This window comes from Humidesulfovibrio idahonensis (genome assembly GCF_054657715.1).
This window is the reverse complement of record NZ_BAAHYE010000003.1, coordinates 736,249-751,982: the sequence shown is the minus strand read 5'-3', so window position 1 is coordinate 751,982 and position 15,734 is coordinate 736,249. Positions and strand designations below refer to the sequence as shown.

Here is a 15,734-nt window from a genome sequence, read left to right as displayed (position 1 = left end):
CGCATCCATGCCGGACGCATCCATGTCGGACGCATCCAGGCCGCCTTGGCCGGGTGTGGAGGCCTCCGGCGTTTGGGCGCACGGCGCTGCGTGGGGGGGCGCGGCTGCTGCGCCGCGCAGGTCCTCGCGCAGCACGTCGATGGCCCGGCGGTCCGGGGCCACGTCCAGGCGCACGGCCCGGCCGTTCAAGGTGAACGAAAGCTTCATGCACGCCTCCGGCGCGGATTTTTCCGCAGAGCCGCCAGCACGCGCTCCGGGGTGTAGGGCAGGTCATGCGGGCGCGCACCCACGGCGTCGGCGATGGCGGCGGCGATGGCCGGAGCCGGTCCGTTCAGACCCACCTCGCCCACGCCCTTCAGGCCGCGCGGGCCGGTCTCCTCCACGGCGTCCACGGCCAGGGAGGCGATGTCCGGCAGGTCCAGGGCCGTGGGGATCAGGTACGTTGAAAGGTCGCGGGTCTCGATCTGCCCCTGGCGCAGGCGGAACTCCTCGGTAAGGGAGTAGCCGATGCCCTGGGCCACGCCGCCCTGGGCCTGCTGGTCGAAGCAGGAGCGGTCGAGCACGCGGCCGCCGTCGGTGACGGCGGCGTAGTCGCACACGCGCACCCGGCCGGTCAGCTCGTCCGCCTCTATGCGCGCCAAGTGCGCGGCATGGGCGAAGAACAGGTGCGGAAAGCCGATGGGAAAGGCCTTGCCCGTGTCCGGCGGATGCTGCGCCACGGGCATGAGGAACTCGGCCACGCAGATGCGGTCGTCGCGGCTCATGAAGCCCGCCAAAACGGCCAGCGGCAGGGCGCGGCCCGTGATTTTGCTGCGCACCGCGCCGGGAATCAGCTCCAGGGCGTCCAGCTCGTCGGTCAAAAGGGCCATGGCCGCGCGGGCCAGCAGCTTGCGGCGCATGGCCGCGCAGGCGCGCAGCAGGGCGTTGCCGTAGGTGTAGGTGGTGCGCCCGGCCGAGGACGACCCCGAGGGGTGGCACAGCTCCGTATCGGGCTGCAAAAGGCTAATGGCCGCGGGCTCCTGGCCCAGCTCCTGCGCGGTCATGAGGGCGAAGGCCGAGGCGTTGCCCTGGCCCATGTCGGCCACGCCGTTGTACACGAGAAAACCGCCCGCCCGGGTCAGCTCCACCTTGGCGATGGCCATGTCGGCCAGGCCACGGCCGTAGCCCATGCCGTTGTACACGCAGGCCAGGCCCACGCCCCGGCGGGTGAGGGGCGGCGCGGCCTTGCGCCAGGCCTCGCGCCCGGTCCACAGGGGATGCCGGGCCAGGGTGTCCAGGCACTCCGCAAGGTGCACGGAGCTGGTCAGGGCGACGCCGCACGGGTTCACGTCGCCCGTGTGCAGCACGTTCTTGCGCCGCAGGGCCACCGGGTCCATGCCCAGCTTGGCCGCCAGGGCATCCATGAGCCCCTCGAAGGCCGGGCTCACCTGGGCCACGCCAAAGCCCCGGAAGGCCCCGGCGATGGGGTTGTTGGTGTAGACGCAGCGGCCCTCTATGCGCACATGGGGTATGCGGTAAGGCCCGGCCGCGTGCTCCATGCCCAGCTCCATGACTTCGCCGCCGAGATGGGCGTAAGCGCCGGTGTCGTAGACAAGCTTGCAGGACAGGGCCACGAGGGTGCCGTCGGGCTCGGCCCCCAGCGTGTAGCGCAGGCGCACGGCGTGGCGCTTGTACCCGGCCAGCAGGCTTTCTTCGCGGTCCCAGGCCAGGCGCACCGGGTGGCCTTCGGCGTTCAGGGCCGCAAGCCCCAACAGACACTGCACCGTGGCGCCGTCCTTGCCGCCGAAGCCGCCGCCCAGGTACGGCGCGCGCACGCGGATGGAAAGGGGCGGCAGGCCCAGGGCGTGGCCGATTTCGAAACGGTCGCGGAACGGGGCCTGGGTGCTCACGGTCATGTCCAGGGTGCCGTCGGGCAGCACCTGGGCGAAGCCGCACTGGGGTTCGAGGAAGGCGTGCTCCTGCACCGGGGTGGAAAATTCGCCGCGCACGACCACCGGCGCGCGTTTGAGCGCCGCCGGGGCGTCGCCCTTTTCGATGACCGCGCCGAGGAGCAGGTTGCCCCCCTTGCGGCCCGCATGCACCAGGGGCGCGCCTTTTTGCAGCGCCTCCTCCGGGTCGAACACGCCGGGCAGGGGCTCCACGTCCGCGCGCAGGGCGGCCAGCCCCAGCCGCAACGCCAGGGCCGAGCGCGCCAGCACCAGGGCCACGGGGTCGCCCGCGTGGCGGATGACCTCGCCGCAGAGCACGGGCTGGTCCTTGTGCACGATGCCTTGCCGGTTGGTTCCCGGCACGTCGGCCGAGGTGAGCACGCGCACCACGCCGGGCACGGCCAGGGCGGCGGACGCGTCCACCCCGCGCACGCGGCCGTGGGCGATGCCGAGCGCCGCGCCGGGGCGGAAGGCTCCGGCCCACAGGCAGTCTGCCGGGGCCAGGTCCTGCACGTAGCGCTCCGCGCCCGTGGCCTTGGAAAGGGCGTCGGCGCGCGGGGGAGCGGCGGGTGTGGCGGCACGGGACACGGCGGCTACTCCGCGGGCTTGGCTGGCTCTGGTGTGACGGGCTCCCGTTCCACCGGTTTCGCGGGCGTGGCCTGGGGCGAGCCGAATTCCCGGCCAGCGCGGGCCATGTCCGCCAGCACCATGGCGACCACCGCCGCGCCTTCTGCGCTCTGGGTCTTGATGTCTGCAAGAACCTGCGGCGAGAGGAAGCGTTGCACCAGCAGCGCGTCCGGTCCTGCTCCGTGCGGGCCGAACCACAGCGGCGCAAAGCCCGCGAAGAAGAACCCGGCCTGGCGCAGGGTCTCGGCTGCGTGGCTGGTCCAGGGCGCGCCGAGGTCCAAATAGGCCTGCACCAGCGCGTGGCCCCTGGCCTTGGCCCCGGCAAGCTCCGCTTCCAGGCGGGCTGCGAAGTCCGCGCCGGCAGAGGCGATATTCAGGCGCGTCACCCCGGCGAAGGTGAAAGACTGCATCTCAAGCTCCGTGGCGCTGCCGTCCGGCGGACAAAGCGCCGGATCGCTCACGCGTTCATCGCGCTTGAGCTTCCAGGTGGGCAGGATGGCCTGCACCTGTTCGCGCCAGCAGGCGGGAAAGAAGAGCGTGCCCGCGCCCGGCTCGTTGACGCGGATGTGCATCAGGCAGCTCACGCGGCCGGTGACGCCCTCGCCCGCGTAGGCGGCCTGAGGCATGAGGCCCACCTCGAGCCCGCACTCGATATACTCCACCCCGCGCGACATTTTCTGCGACACCAGATGGTGGCACACGGCCTCGCCGAATTCCGCGTCCACGCCTTCCAGCTTGCCGAACATGTTCTTGGCCGCGAACTGGTGCATGCGCGCGGCGGCGAAGCTGCCCCGGTAGGCCTTGTCCACCAGCATCTGCCCATACTCGTAAAAGCGCTTGTTGGGCGGAGAGCTTTGATAGAAGGCGGCCTGACCCATGATGGAGCCGTCTGCCGCGGCGACGACGAAGGTGCGGATGCGCCCGGTGCGGTTGGCCTCGATGAGCAGCTCGGGAATGTAGGGTTCGTCCACGGGGTAGTCGTCGCCGTAGACCTGATAGAACAGCCGGGCCACGCCCAGGGCGTCCGCCGGTTCAAAGAGCCGGGCCGTCACTTTTTGGCCGGGCGCGAGTTCGGCGTAGCTTGCCTTGAGGCTGGCGATGGCCTCGGCGCGCGTCGTGGGGCTCATGCGTGGTCCTTCAGAAAGGCGGCGAAGTCGTTCAGGGTGCGCAGGGTGAGGGCCGTGGTTTCGTCCAAGGGCGTCCCAAAGCGTTCTTCCAGCAGGGCGCAAAAGGCCGGGAAGTCCACGGAGTCGACGCCCTGGCGCAGCAGCGGCGCGGCCGGGTCGATGGCGCGGGCCAGTTCCGGTCGTACGCCGGCCTCTTCCAACAGCAACCGCAAGTCATCCATGCTCAGAGCCATCCGTGTGGCCTCCCTTGGTTCGTACCTGTCCGATCACCTTGACCCTGGTCCGGAAATATCGCCTCCATCTTGGCCGGCAGAGCGGAACCCACTGTGCCGGGTCCACGTGGAGCGACGAAACAAACACCGCCCTGGTCTGCTTGGCGCGACGATAATCGCTGTGCCGATCACACTTGGCGCAGCCGGAAACGCTGTGCCTGTCACACTTGGCGCAGCCGAAAGCGCTGTGCCGATCACATTTGGCGCAGCCGGAAACGCTGCACCTTGCCCGTGGGCGTTTTGGGAAGCTCGGCCAAAAATTGCACGCGTACCGGGCACATGTGGGGCGGCAGCACGCCGCGGGCAAAGCGCATGATCTCCGCGCCGAGCTTTTGCCCGGTCTCGAACCCCGGCGCGACGACCACGTGGGCGCAGGGCCGGACCAGGCCTTCCACGGCCAGGGCGGCCACGGCGCAGTCCAGCACGGCCGGGTGGGCGCGGAGCGCCTCCTCCACCTGCACCGGCGAAACCCAGTACGCCCCGACCTTGAGCATGTCGTCGCCGCGGCCCCGGTGGGTGTACACGCCATTTTCGCGCACGTACACATCGCCCGTGGCAAGCCAGCCGCCGGGCAGCATGGTCTCCCGCGTCTTGTCGGGCCGGTTCCAGTAGCCGGGGGCGATGCCAGCCCCGCGCACCTGCAGGTTGCCCGGCGCGCCATCGGCCACGGGCGCGCCCGCGTCGTCCACCAGCCGCGCCTCGTAGCCCGGCACCGGCACGCCGCTTGCGCCGCAGCGCGACTCGCCCGGGCGGTTGCTGATGAACACGTTCATGGCCTCGGTGGAGCCGATGCCGTCCAGAATCTCCACGCCCGTGGCCCGCATCCACTCGCGGCACAGAGCCTCGGGCAGGGCCTCCCCGGCGGAGAAGCACAGGCGCAGGGACGAGATGTCCATGTCCGCCGCGCCTGGCTCATAGGCGCGCAGCAGCATGTTGTAGAGCGTGGGCACGCAGAAGAACAGCGTGGGCTTGTGGCGGGCAATGGTCTCGAAAAGCTCGTAGGGGCTGGGCTTGCCGGAAAACAGCACAGCCGTGGCGCCGTGGTGCAGGGCCACGGCCAGGCTGCACTCCAGGCCGTAGGCGAAGGAGAACTTGCTGGCCGAGAAGATGACATCCTGCCCGGTGACGCCCAGCACCTGGCCGCCCCAGCCCGCGGGCGGCACCAGCAGATCCTCCTGCCGGTGGATGACGCCCTTGGGCCGCCCGGTGGAGCCGGAACTGTAGAGCATGAAGCCCGGCGCATCGTCTGGGGGCAGGGCGGGCTCGAAATCCGAGGAATGCCCGGCAAGCCCCCAGGGGCCGTGCGGACCGCACAGGATCACGGCGTCCAGCCCGTCCACGCCCCGCGCAGCCTGGGCGGCGGGAGAATCCTCCCAGGTGGCCAGGGCCTTGGCTCCGCAGTCGGCCAGGATGAAGGCGTGGTCCTCCCGCGTCAGGCTTGCGCCCACCGGAACGGGCGCGGCCCCCAGGAGCATGGCGCCCAGAAAGGCCTTGGGGTAGGCGAGGCTGTCCGGCAGGACCAGGGCCACGCGGTCGCCCGCGGAGACGCCGCGCGCGCGCAGCAGGTTGGCGAAGCGGGCCGCGTCGGCCGCCAGGGCCTGGTGGGTCAGGGTGTCGTCGCCGCAAAGATAGGCCGCCTTTTCAGGGTGGCGCGCCTGGTTGCGGGCCAAAAGCTGGGCGGCGATGTTGGCGTGCTCGGACATGGCGTGTTCCTTCTGCGGGGCCTGGCAAGTGCGGACGTGTGCGGACACGTATGCATAAAGGTACCAGAAGCTTTCCCCCATGGTCAATAATATCGCGGAGAACGGGCGCATGGCTTTACAGCGACGGGGCATCCCGGTACAAGCTTGCCATGTTGAAATTTGCGGCGCGACATACGTTTTGTGCAGCCATGCTGCTGGGCTTGCTGGCACTTTGCGGCTTGGCCGCCCGGCCGGTCATGGCGGCGGAGCCCGTGCATGCCGCCCTGGTCCTGCAATGGCAGCCCCAGGCCCAGTTCGCCGGCTATTACATGGCCCAGGTCAAGGGCTTTTACCGCGAGGCCGGGGTGGACCTGAACATCATCCCCGGCGGGCCGGATGTGGTCGCCTCGCGCCTGCTGACCTCGGGCCAGGCCCAGTTCGCCACCATGTTTCTGGCCACCGGCATGGAGCGCCGGGCCGAGGGCCTGCCCCTGGTGAACCTGGCGCAGCTGGTGCAGCGCTCCGCGCTCATGCTCTTCGTCCACGCCGGCTCCAACATCCGCGAGCCCAAAGACCTGGACGGCAAGCGCGTGGGCCTGTGGGACAACGAGTTCCAGCTCCAGCCCCGGGCCCTGTTCCAACGCCTGGGCGTCCATCCGGTCATCGTGCCCCAGTCCAACTCCCTGATCCTGTTTCTGCGCGGCGGCGTGGATGCGGCCTCGGGCATGTGGTACAACGAGTACCACACCCTGCTGGCTTCCGGGCTTGATCCGGAGGACCTGCGCGTGTTCTTCTACCGCGACATGGACCTGAATTTTCCCGAGGACGGCCTGTACACCCTGGAAAAGACCCTGGCCGCCGACCCCGCCCTGTGCCGGGCCGTGACCCAGGCCAGCCTGCGCGGTTGGGAATACGCCTTCGCCCACCCGGAGGAGGCCCTGGACGTGGTGCAGGCCCGCCAGCGCGAGGCGCACCTGCCCACGAACCGCGCCCACCAGCGTTTCATGCTCGCGCGCATGCGCGACGTCATCCTCGGACAGGCGGCGGACCACGTGCCGCCCCTTGGCGTGCTTTCGCGCGCCGACTTCGACCGCGTGGCCGAGACCTTGACCCGCCAGGGGCTCATCCATGCGCGGCCAAGCTTTGCCGACTTCTACAAAGGGGCGCAGAAATGAGGCGGGGCATAGCCCTACGGCTTTCGATCATGGTGCTTTCCGCGGCCGGGCTCATCTTCGTCCTCATGAGCGGGGTGGGCTATTACCTGGCCCGCGAGATGCTGCTCAAGAACGCGGAGGAGAACGCCCGCAACCAGGCCCAGGCCTTGGTGCAAAAAATAGAGTCCAAGCTGGCGCCCATTCCGCGCGTGCCCCGGAGCCTGGCCTACGAGCTGGCCGAGGGCCGTCTTGACGAGGCGGGGATCTTGCGCCGCCAGCGCCAGGCCCTGGCCGACAACGATGAAATATTCGGCATGGCCGTGGCCTTCGAGCCGCAGCCCGGCGTCCACGCCGAGGACGAGCCCGCGCCCTACACCTACCGCACGCCGCTTGGCCCCAAGGTCTCCCGTCTGGGCGGCTCGGCCTACCGCTACCGCAACATGGACTGGTACCAGCTCCCGCGCGAGCTGCGGCGCACCGTTTGGACCGAGCCCTACTTCGACGACGGCGGCGGCAACATCCTCATGGCCACATGCTCCGTGCCCTTCTACCAGGGCAGCGGAATCGACCTGCGGGTGCTTGGCGTGGTCACGGCAGATGTTTCGCTGGAGTGGCTGAAGCGTATGGTCGCCTCGGTCAACGTGCTGGAGACGGGTTATGCCTATCTCATCACCCGCACCGGCACCTATGTCACCCACCCGGCGCCGGGCGTGGCCTTCAACGAGACCATCTTCACCCGCGCGGAGGAGTTCGGCGACGCCAGGCTCCGGCGCATCGGCCAGGAAATGATCCACGGGGCCTCGGGCTTTGTGGCCACAACGAGCCAGCACACGGGCAAGCCGGGCTTTTTGGTCTACGCGCCCCTGCCCACCACGGGCTGGTCTTTGGCGGTGTTCTACCCCAAGGACGAACTGCTGGCCGATGTGGGCCGCCAGGCCCTCGTCAGCGGCGTGCTGAGCGGCGGCGGCTTCCTGCTTTTGGCCCTGGTCGTGGCCTTCATCGCCCGCGGCATCACCCGGCCCCTGCGCCGCCTGGCGGGCGTGGCCCACGCCGTGGCCCAGGGCGACCTGGACGCGCCCCTGCCCGCGCTGCGCACCCGCGACGAGGTCTCCGACCTGGCCGAGGCCTTTGGCCACATGCAGGGCGCGCTGAAGGAGCACATCCGCGAGCTGACCACGGCCACGGCCAGCCGCGAACGCATGGAGAGCGAGCTGCGCATCGCCCGCGACATCCAGATGGGCATTTTGCCCAAGCTCTTCCCGCCCTTTCCCAACCGCAGCGAGATAGACCTTTACGCCAGCCTGGAGCCCGCGCGCGAGGTCGGCGGCGACTTCTACGACTTCTTCCCCTGCGGAACGGATTGCTTCTGCTTCCTCATCGGCGACGTTTCCGGCAAGGGCGTGCCCGCGGCCTTTTACATGGCCGTGGCCAAAACGCTCATAAAGGCCCTGGCCGACTCCGCCTGCCAGCAGACCGAAGGCGTGCCCGACCCCGGCGAGATTCTGGCCCGCGCCAACGAGGACCTGGCCCAGGACAACGAGTCGTGCATGTTCGTCACCATCTTCCTGGCCACGCTCGACATGCGCGACGGCCAGGTGCGCTACGCCTCGGCCGGGCACAACCCGCCCGTGCTCATGCGCCGGGGAGCCAAGCCGGAGTACCTGCCCTCGCGCCAGGACCCCGTGGCCGGGGCCATGCCCGGCATGAGTTTTGTGACCGACAGCCTGCGCCTGGAGACGGGCGACGCGCTGTTGCTGTATACCGACGGCGTCACCGAGGCCATGAACCCGGAGAAGGAGTTCTTCAGCGACGCGCGCCTGCTTGAGCTCGCGGCGGAGCTGACAGGCCCGGAGGCCGGGCTGGACGCCAAGGGCGTTTGCGCGCGCCTGGCCACGGCGGTGCACGCCTTCGCCAACGGCGCGGACCAGTCCGACGACATCACCCTGCTGACCCTGCGCTACGTGGGAACCGGCAAGAAGCAGGGCTCATAAGGCCCGAAGGAGCGATTATGGAATTTTCCGGCGTCAAGGAAGGGAGTTTTCTCGTGCTTTCCGTGGGCGGGCGCATGGACGCCATGACCGCGAAAGAGTTTGAGGACGAATGCGCGCGCTGGATCGAGGCCGGGGAAAAACGCCTCGTCATCGATCTTTCCGGGCTGGAGTACATCAGCAGCGCGGGCTTGCGCAGCATCCTCATGCTGGCCAAGAAACTCAAGACCCAGGCGGGCGATCTGGCCTTTTGCGCCCTTTCGGAAATGGTCACCGAGATCTTCACGGTCTCCGGCTTTGTGAAGATGCTGCCTGTTTTCGCCACGCGCGCCGAAGCCCTGGCCCGGCCCTGAGGCACGCCCGTGCGCGCCGACGAAAGCCTGCGCCTGCCTGCGCAACTGGAGAGCCTTGAGCCCTTCCGCGCGCTGGCTCTGCGCGCCGCGGACCGCGCCGGCCTGCCGGCGGAGGCCGTGGGCCGCATGGAGCTTGTGCTGGAGGAGGCCCTGGTGAACATCGTCCGCCACGCCTATGGGGCGGGGGAGGGCGAGATGGAGCTTGACTGCGGCGTGCCGGAGCCAGGCCGGGTGGTCCTGGTCCTGCGGGACTGGGGCGCGCCCTTCGACCCGCTGCATGTGCGGGACCAGAGCCTGGAGGACGGGCTGGTGGCCAACCTTGAGGCCGACCTTGACGACCGCGAGCCGGGCGGCATGGGCCTGTTCTTCATCCGCAGCATGTCTCAGGCCAGCTACAGCCGCGTGGCCGAGGCCAACGAACTCACCCTGGGCATCGCCTAGCCGCGGCCTTCCGTCGCGTCCCGGTCCCGGGGCGGGAAAACCCTTTCGTGCGCGGACGCCGTTGCGTAACAAAAGAGCCTGTGGCCAATGGTCGCGGGCTCTTTTGTCGTGCAGGTTCCGGATGATTGCCTCCGGCTCGCCTCCCGAACTGCCAGCCTCAGCTCGCGCCAGAGGCCTCCGCGCCATGCAGGGGCTTGCGCCCGGCGCTGTCTCCATAAATCACAGCCAGGGCGTCCTTGACCGTGCCCGTGCCCACCACGATGTCGAGCCCCAGCTCGGTGAGAACCTTGCGCGGGGCGTCGCCCGCGGCCTGCACCAAAATGGCCCGGCAGTCGGACAACTGCTTGGCCAGCTCCTCCCAGCGGTCCGGCCCGCCGCAGCCCCGCCGGGTCGGGCGCTCCTCCATGAGGCGGAAGCTCCCGTTTCCGGCCCGGCTCCATATCTGCAGGCGCTTGGCCTCGCCCAGGTGCGTGTCGATGAGCACGCTGCTGCGCGAGGCCACGGCTGTATACGGACGGTCGTCCTGGGCCTGCGGGGGCAGCTTCCCGCAGGCCGCAAGGACGCCGCCCAGTTCACCGGAGCGGTCGGCGCAGAGAAGTCCTACGGCGTCCGCCCGGCAACGGCGGCAATGGGTCATTTGGGGCACCAGGGGGGCCATTTCCGCGCGCAGGGCGTGGATGGCCTCCTTGCCGGGCTCCGGAAGATGCGCAAAGGGCGTTTCCGCCGTGGGGTGCATGGGCATCAGGTTCATGAGGTCCACGCCGAGCTCATGGGCCTTTTCGGCCACGGCGCGCAGGGGCGCGCCCGCGTCGCCGTCGTTGACGCCCGGGATGACGATGGTGTTGACCTTGACGGCCAGACCGCTTGCCTTGAGCGCGGCGATGGACGCCAGCTGGCGCGAGAGGAGCAGCTCGGCCGCGTCGCGCCCGCGGTAGACCACGTTTCCGTCGCGCACCCAGGCGTAGATCCTGGCGCCTATCTCCGGGTCGACGGTGCTCATGGTCACCGTGGCGTGGGTGACGCCGAGGGCCGCCAGGTCGTGCACATGCTCCGGCATGGCCAGGCCGTTGGACGAAAGGCAGAAGAGCATGTGCGGGTACTCGGCCTTGATGAGCCGCATGGTCTCCAGGGTCTCCGCCGCGTTGGCCATGGGGTCGCCGGGTCCGGCGATGCCGATGACCGTGATGCGCGGCTCCTTGTCCAGCACGCGCCGAACGTATTCCAGCGCCTGGAAGGGCTTGAGAACGCCGCTGGTCACGCCCGGACGCGACTCGTTCACGCAGTCGTACTTCCTGTTGCAGTAGTTGCACTGGATGTTGCACCGGGGCGCCACGGGCAGATGCACGCGCCCGCACGAGCCCGAGGCCTCCTTGTTGAAGCAGGGGTGCTTGACGGACTGCGCAGCGATGGTCGTGGCGGCGGGAATTTCAATTGTGGATGGCATGCTCGGCTCCCTGTGTTGGCACGTGCGGCGGCAGGGCCTCGTCCTGGCGGAAAGGCCGGTACGTCAGGTTGAAACGCTTCATGCGCAGGCTCATGGCGCGGCGCGACAGGCGCAGGGCCGCAGCCGCCTGCGAGGTGTTGCCCTGGTGCCGGCGCAGGGCCTCCACCAGCATCTCGTACTCGATGGATGCCAGCCGGGCCTCCAGGCCGTGCGGGGTTTGCCGGCCGTGGAACACGGGCCCCTGCAGCGACAGGGGCAGGTCGTGCGCCTGTATGGTCTCTTCCTCGGCCAGGATGACGGCGCGGTGGATGGCGTTCTCCAGCTCCCGCACGTTGCCGGGCCAGGTGTGATTCAGAAGCATGTCCAGGGCGGCCGGGGCGATGGCGGTGACGCGCTTCTCCGATTCCTGGGCGTATTGGGCCACAAAGTGCTCCGCCAGGGAGACGATGTCGTTGCCGCGCTCCCGCAGGGCGGGCACCAGGATGGGGAAGACGTTGAGCCGGTAGAACAGGTCTTGCCGGAAGCCGCCCTGGGCGGCCATTTCCGCAAGATTGCGGTTGGTGGCGGCGATGACGCGGATGTTGACGGTGAGGGTGCGGTTGCCGCCCACGCGCTCGAACTGGCGCTCCTGCAGCACGCGCAAGAGCTTGGCCTGCACGGCCAGGGGCAGCTCGCCCACTTCGTCCAGAAAAATGGTGCCGCCGTCCGCTTCCTCGAAGCGCCCCTTGCGGAACTGGACGGCCCCGGTGAAGGAGCCCTTCTCGTGGCCGAAGAGCTCGCTCTCCACAAGGTGCTCCGGCAGGGCCGCGCAGTTGAACTTCACCAGCGGGCCCTTGGGGTTCGGGCCGCCATAGTGCAGCGCCCCCGCGATCATCTCCTTGCCGACGCCGGACTCTCCCAGCAACAGCAGGGTGGTGCGCGTCTGCGAGACCTTGCGCAGCAGGTCGTAAAGCTCGAGCATGGGCCGGGATGAGCCGATGATGCTGGACGGCCGGTAGCGCTCCTTGAGCTTGTCCACCAGCACGCGCGTGCGTTCCTCCCACAGGGTCTTGTCCACGTTTTCGACCAGATGCAGCTCCACGGCCTGGGCCAGCATGTGCGCCACCACCACCAGGGCGTCCACGTGCTTGTCCAGCAGGGCCGCGCTCTCGTAGCGGCGCTCCGCGCTGATGGTGCCGAGCACCTTGGCCCCGCGCAGAATGGGCACGCACATGAAGGAAAGTTCCAGGTCGGCCTTTTGGCACAGGCTCTTGGTGCGGTTCAAAAAGGCCGGCTCGTCGCCGATGCGCCGCACCACGATGGGCCGGGCCGTCTCCACCACCTTGCCGGTGATGCCCTCGCCCAGGGCGTACACGCCGCGCTCCTCTTCCTCGCGGGTGAGGCCGATGCTCTTGTGTACGAAGATGCGGCCGGACTCCCGGTGGTGCAGGCTGATCATGGCGCGCTGCATGCCCATGGCCGCGCGCATGTAGCCGAGCAGGGCCTTGAGCGCGCCGCCGAAGTCGTTCTGCTCCGAGAGCAGGCGGCCCATCTCGAAGAGCAGCGGCACGATCTTGCCCCGGCACACCCCGGCGTGGCACTCCTTCATCTCGCCCGCGGCATCCTGGCCGCAAGTCCGCCCCTCCGCGTCCATGCCGACCTTGGGCTCGGCTCCGTGGTTCGCGGCGTGCTCCGGACCGTGGTTTGCGCCGTGATTGGCGCTGTGGTCTGGCGGGGCCGAGAGGCCGGTGTGTCGTGTCATGCGCGGCCTCCAAAGGTTGCGGGATCACCAGAGCAAGGCATGTGCCAGCGCGGCCGATTGGCTTTGCTTCTTGCTTATTGCTGATTCCAGTTTTGTAACACACTGAATTTATGAATAAAAATATTGAATTCTCGCGGGCGCATCTCTGGCGTGGCAGCCCGCGCCCTGCGCGCCGCATACACCTTGGGCTACCCTTTTGTGTGGCGCCGCCGTTTTTGTCGCCGCCTGTCCGGGGCAAGCCCGGCGGCGCTCACGGCAGCACTAGAATCCGTGCTTTTTGCCCTTCAGGGAGGCGATCTCGATGCGCACCACCGCCGTGGTTTTGAGGTTCGCCTTGGGATATTCGAAGGCCTTGTCCGTGAAGCGGCCCACAATCATGTTGAGCGCCTTGATCTTCTCCGCCTCGTCCTCCACGAACACGGCCCGGCCGAAGCCGATGACCGTGCGGTGCCGGGCCTCGAAGTCGCAAGGCTTGTCGCTTTCGATGATGCCGTGGTCCACGGTGATGCAGAAGCAGACCTTGCTGTTGCGCTGCATGATGTCGATCTTGGTGCCCGCCTTGGCGGAATGGAAATAGAGGGCCGCGCCGTCGTAGGCGTAGAACACCGGCACCACAAAGGGCATGTCGCCGTCGGCCAGGGCCAGGTGCAGCACCTTGCCCGCGCCGATGATGGCGTCCATCTCCGCGCGGTCGGTCACTTCGCGGTCCATGCGGCGCATGGGGCGGCAAGCGGATTCTGGGGAATGGTCTGCTGTCGTGCTCATTGTCTGCTCCAGGGCTGAGGTTGCGTTGGTCCGTGCGGGCGCGGGGCAGGGGCCGGCTTAGGCCCCGCATTCCGCGCAGCTGGTGATGACCCTGATCTCGCGCAGGGTGTCGCCGCGGTCCGGCACCGGGTAGCTTGCCGGAACCGAGGCCATGCGGCGCAGACCCTCGACGTAGTCCGCAGGCAGGCCGCGCTCCGCCGCTCCCTGGACGATGCGCTCCAGATACTCGCGGCTTGGCGCCCTGGCCGGGCCCAGCAGGTCCTTCTTGTACAGCAGCGCCGTCAGCGCGCCGCCCGCGGCGTCGGTCACCTGGACCGGATAATGAAAGTAATTTCCGCCGCCGTCCAGCCGGGCGTCCTGCCATTCGTCCAGCCTTTGCAGGTCCATGAAGGTCAGCTCGTACACCACGCCCCAGAGGTCGTGCCCCGGCGCGGGCACGGCCGTCTCCAGCGCGCCGTCCCAGACCTCGGACCGGCCATGGAAGCCGATGCGGTGGCCGGGCAGCTTGGCCACGGCGAAGACCACCGGCCGCGAGCAGCGCTCGGCCATTTGCGCGGCGTTCATGTTGGCCCCGTAGGCGAAGTAGTATTGCCGGTCCGGGCGGCCGCCAAAGGCGATGCCGCTGGTGGTGCGGAAATCCGCCTCGGCTCTGGTGGTTATCGGTGCATCCGCGCGCATTGTTCACCTCCGCAAGCCTCAAAAAAGCAAGGTTGAAACAGACCGGGAAAGGGAACCGCCCAGGTCGGCGCTCCGTTGCCGGAGCTTGCGCCGGGCGGCTCCCGGCAATCGGCATGGCATGGCTGGCCCCGGGGCTACCAGACGTTCAGGATCCACTCCTTGTTCTTCTTGTATTCCATGTCGGTGAACAGCGTGTTGGCCATCTGCTCCGCAAGCCAGATGGCGCCCGCGTAGCCCACCACCGGATGGCGGTACAGGCCCGCGCGGTCGTAGGTGGGAAAGCCCACCCGCACCATGGGGATGTTGTTGTCGATGGAGATGAAGCGGCCCTTGGAGTGGCCCAGGATCAGGTCGAGCTCCAGGCCCTCGTTCTTGATGCGGTTCTCCAACTCCCAGAAGTCGGCGTTGGTGATGACCTCCATCTCATAATCCACGTTCTCCTGCAGGGCCAGAATGCGCGGGTCGTTCTTGTAGTTCGGGTTGTCGTCGCCCAAAAGCAGCAGCTTGGGCTTCATCTCCAGGTCCAGGCAGAACTCCGCCAGGCCGATGACCAGGTCCGGGTTGCCGTAGATGGCCACGCGCTTGTCGGCCAGGAACATGTGCGTCAGGTCGGTCAGCGCGTCGAGGGCGATGCCGCGCTCCCTCACCAGGGATTCCGGAATGGGCTTGCCCGTCAGGGTCTTGAGGTTCTTGAGGAAGGTGTCCGTGTTGCGGATGCCGATGGGCGTGGGCCCGATGATGGTCGGGATGTCGAACTCGTTGGCCAGGTACTCCGCCGCCTTGCCGCCCTCGTAGCGGTTGAGCGCCAGGGTGCCCAGGGCGTTGGCCGTGCCGGTCAGGTCCTCTATGGTCGTGTCGCCGTGGGAAACGTGGTTGCCCGAGGGCATGATGGGCGAGTCGAAGGCCTCGATTTCGAACAGCACGGTGGCGTCGATGCCCATCTCGGCCAGCAGGTGCTTCAGGGCCGTCACGTCGCCGGGGTTCACCCAGCCGGTGAGCAGGTTCAGCTTGCCGCTGGGCTCGGTCTTCTTGGCGAAGTACTTCACGAAGTCGCGCACGGCGATGTCGTAGCCGGAGACCATGCTGCCCACGAAGCTCGGGGTGTGGATGGGGATGAGATGCACCTCGCGTCCCGGGTACTTCTCCTTCAAAAGCCCTTCGTTCAGCTTGCGCACCACGCCCTCTATGTCGTCGCCGATGACTTCGGTGAGGCAGGTGGAGATGATGGGCACCACCTTCACGTCCGGGTAGCGCATGAGCAGCACATCGACGCCTTGCTCCACGCGGCCGCAGGCGCCGAACACCGCGCCGTCCTCGTGCACGGAGGAGGAGGCGATTTCGAAGCTCTCCTTGAAGTGCTGCGAAATGAGCAGGCGCACGAACATGACGCAGCCCTGGCCGCCGTGGACTATGCCGATGCAGTCCTTGACGCCGATGCTGGCGAACTGCGCGCCGCAGGGCTGGCAGGTGAATATGGGATTGATGATGCCAGCACGTTCCTTGTCCTTAACCTGGCAAAGCATAAGACTCTCCT

Annotated in this window: 13 protein-coding genes; 4 read left to right on the top strand and 9 right to left on the bottom strand. The window is 68.3% G+C overall.

From position 1 onward, the window contains the following. Positions 1-203: 203 nt before the first annotated feature. The 4 genes from ACYQ4W_RS09815 to ACYQ4W_RS09800 all read right to left on the bottom strand — a co-directional run bounded on the left by ACYQ4W_RS09815 (position 204) and on the right by ACYQ4W_RS09800 (position 5,657). On the bottom strand, positions 204-2,516 hold the full coding sequence (locus tag ACYQ4W_RS09815) for a xanthine dehydrogenase family protein molybdopterin-binding subunit (protein ID WP_459855864.1): 2,313 nt from the start codon (positions 2,514-2,516) through the stop codon (positions 204-206). A gap of 5 nt (positions 2,517-2,521) precedes the next feature. Beyond that, complete coding sequence (locus ACYQ4W_RS09810) at positions 2,522-3,682, bottom strand: hypothetical protein (protein WP_459855862.1); 1,161 nt, start codon at positions 3,680-3,682, stop codon at positions 2,522-2,524. Further along, a complete protein-coding gene (locus ACYQ4W_RS09805; RefSeq protein WP_459855860.1) occupies positions 3,679-3,915 on the bottom strand; it encodes an acyl carrier protein in 237 nt (78 codons plus the stop codon). Before ACYQ4W_RS09805 ends, ACYQ4W_RS09810 begins: the two co-directional genes overlap by 4 nt. 233 nt (positions 3,916-4,148) lie before the next feature. Continuing rightward, positions 4,149-5,657, bottom strand: coding sequence for a benzoate-CoA ligase family protein (locus ACYQ4W_RS09800; RefSeq protein ID WP_459855858.1), 1,509 nt, complete (start codon positions 5,655-5,657; stop codon positions 4,149-4,151). Positions 5,658-5,845: 188 nt separating this feature from the next. Here ACYQ4W_RS09800 and ACYQ4W_RS09795 point away from each other — a divergent pair, with 188 nt between their 5' ends. From ACYQ4W_RS09795 to ACYQ4W_RS09780, 4 genes are read left to right on the top strand one after another with little or no spacing between them, the layout of a single operon-like run. Beyond that, positions 5,846-6,811, top strand: coding sequence for an ABC transporter substrate-binding protein (locus ACYQ4W_RS09795; RefSeq protein WP_459855856.1), 966 nt, complete (start codon positions 5,846-5,848; stop codon positions 6,809-6,811). Next, complete coding sequence (locus ACYQ4W_RS09790) at positions 6,808-8,781, top strand: SpoIIE family protein phosphatase (RefSeq protein WP_459855854.1); 1,974 nt, start codon at positions 6,808-6,810, stop codon at positions 8,779-8,781. Before ACYQ4W_RS09795 ends, ACYQ4W_RS09790 begins: the two co-directional genes overlap by 4 nt. A gap of 17 nt (positions 8,782-8,798) precedes the next feature. After that, positions 8,799-9,131, top strand: coding sequence for an STAS domain-containing protein (locus ACYQ4W_RS09785; protein ID WP_459855852.1), 333 nt, complete (start codon positions 8,799-8,801; stop codon positions 9,129-9,131). A gap of 9 nt (positions 9,132-9,140) precedes the next feature. Continuing rightward, complete coding sequence (locus ACYQ4W_RS09780; protein ID WP_459855850.1) at positions 9,141-9,572, top strand: ATP-binding protein; 432 nt, start codon at positions 9,141-9,143, stop codon at positions 9,570-9,572. Between the two features lie 157 nt (positions 9,573-9,729). On the opposite strand, the gene ACYQ4W_RS09775 is transcribed toward ACYQ4W_RS09780, so the two are convergent. The 5 genes from ACYQ4W_RS09775 to anfK all read right to left on the bottom strand — a co-directional run bounded on the left by ACYQ4W_RS09775 (position 9,730) and on the right by anfK (position 15,723). Further along, positions 9,730-11,016 carry a radical SAM protein gene (locus tag ACYQ4W_RS09775; protein ID WP_459855848.1) on the bottom strand — a complete coding sequence of 429 codons (1,287 nt, stop codon included), beginning with the start codon at positions 11,014-11,016 and terminating at the stop codon, positions 9,730-9,732. Further along, on the bottom strand, positions 11,000-12,757 hold the full coding sequence (locus ACYQ4W_RS09770) for a sigma 54-interacting transcriptional regulator (RefSeq protein WP_459855846.1): 1,758 nt from the start codon (positions 12,755-12,757) through the stop codon (positions 11,000-11,002). The genes ACYQ4W_RS09775 and ACYQ4W_RS09770 overlap by 17 nt, the downstream gene beginning before the upstream one ends. Positions 12,758-13,018: 261 nt before the next feature. Then, the gene (locus ACYQ4W_RS09765; protein ID WP_459855844.1) at positions 13,019-13,522 is read right to left on the bottom strand and encodes a pyridoxamine 5'-phosphate oxidase family protein; all 504 of its coding nucleotides are present in this window, start codon (positions 13,520-13,522) and stop codon (positions 13,019-13,021) included. Between the two features lie 57 nt (positions 13,523-13,579). After that, a complete protein-coding gene (locus tag ACYQ4W_RS09760) occupies positions 13,580-14,200 on the bottom strand; it encodes a gamma-glutamylcyclotransferase (RefSeq protein WP_459855841.1) in 621 nt (206 codons plus the stop codon). Between the two features lie 134 nt (positions 14,201-14,334). Next, complete coding sequence (gene anfK / locus ACYQ4W_RS09755) at positions 14,335-15,723, bottom strand: Fe-only nitrogenase subunit beta (protein ID WP_459855838.1); 1,389 nt, start codon at positions 15,721-15,723, stop codon at positions 14,335-14,337. Positions 15,724-15,734: the final 11 nt, after the last annotated feature.

Bases quoted from the DNA above. Each gene is read 5' to 3' on its own strand.
- ACYQ4W_RS09810 (WP_459855862.1), bottom strand. From the start codon at position 3,682: ATGAGCCCCACGACGCGCGCCGAGGCCATCGCCAGCCTCAAGGCAAGC.
- ACYQ4W_RS09805 (WP_459855860.1), bottom strand. From the start codon at position 3,915: ATGGCTCTGAGCATGGATGACTTGCGGTTGCTGTTGGAAGAGGCCGGC.
- ACYQ4W_RS09800 (WP_459855858.1), bottom strand. From the start codon at position 5,657: ATGTCCGAGCACGCCAACATCGCCGCCCAGCTTTTGGCCCGCAACCAG.
- ACYQ4W_RS09795 (WP_459855856.1), top strand. From the start codon at position 5,846: ATGCTGCTGGGCTTGCTGGCACTTTGCGGCTTGGCCGCCCGGCCGGTC.
- ACYQ4W_RS09790 (WP_459855854.1), top strand. From the start codon at position 6,808: ATGAGGCGGGGCATAGCCCTACGGCTTTCGATCATGGTGCTTTCCGCG.
- ACYQ4W_RS09785 (WP_459855852.1), top strand. From the start codon at position 8,799: ATGGAATTTTCCGGCGTCAAGGAAGGGAGTTTTCTCGTGCTTTCCGTG.
- ACYQ4W_RS09775 (WP_459855848.1), bottom strand. From the start codon at position 11,016: ATGCCATCCACAATTGAAATTCCCGCCGCCACGACCATCGCTGCGCAG.
- ACYQ4W_RS09770 (WP_459855846.1), bottom strand. From the start codon at position 12,757: ATGACACGACACACCGGCCTCTCGGCCCCGCCAGACCACAGCGCCAAT.
- ACYQ4W_RS09765 (WP_459855844.1), bottom strand. From the start codon at position 13,522: ATGAGCACGACAGCAGACCATTCCCCAGAATCCGCTTGCCGCCCCATG.
- ACYQ4W_RS09760 (WP_459855841.1), bottom strand. From the start codon at position 14,200: ATGCGCGCGGATGCACCGATAACCACCAGAGCCGAGGCGGATTTCCGC.
- anfK (WP_459855838.1), bottom strand. From the start codon at position 15,723: ATGCTTTGCCAGGTTAAGGACAAGGAACGTGCTGGCATCATCAATCCC.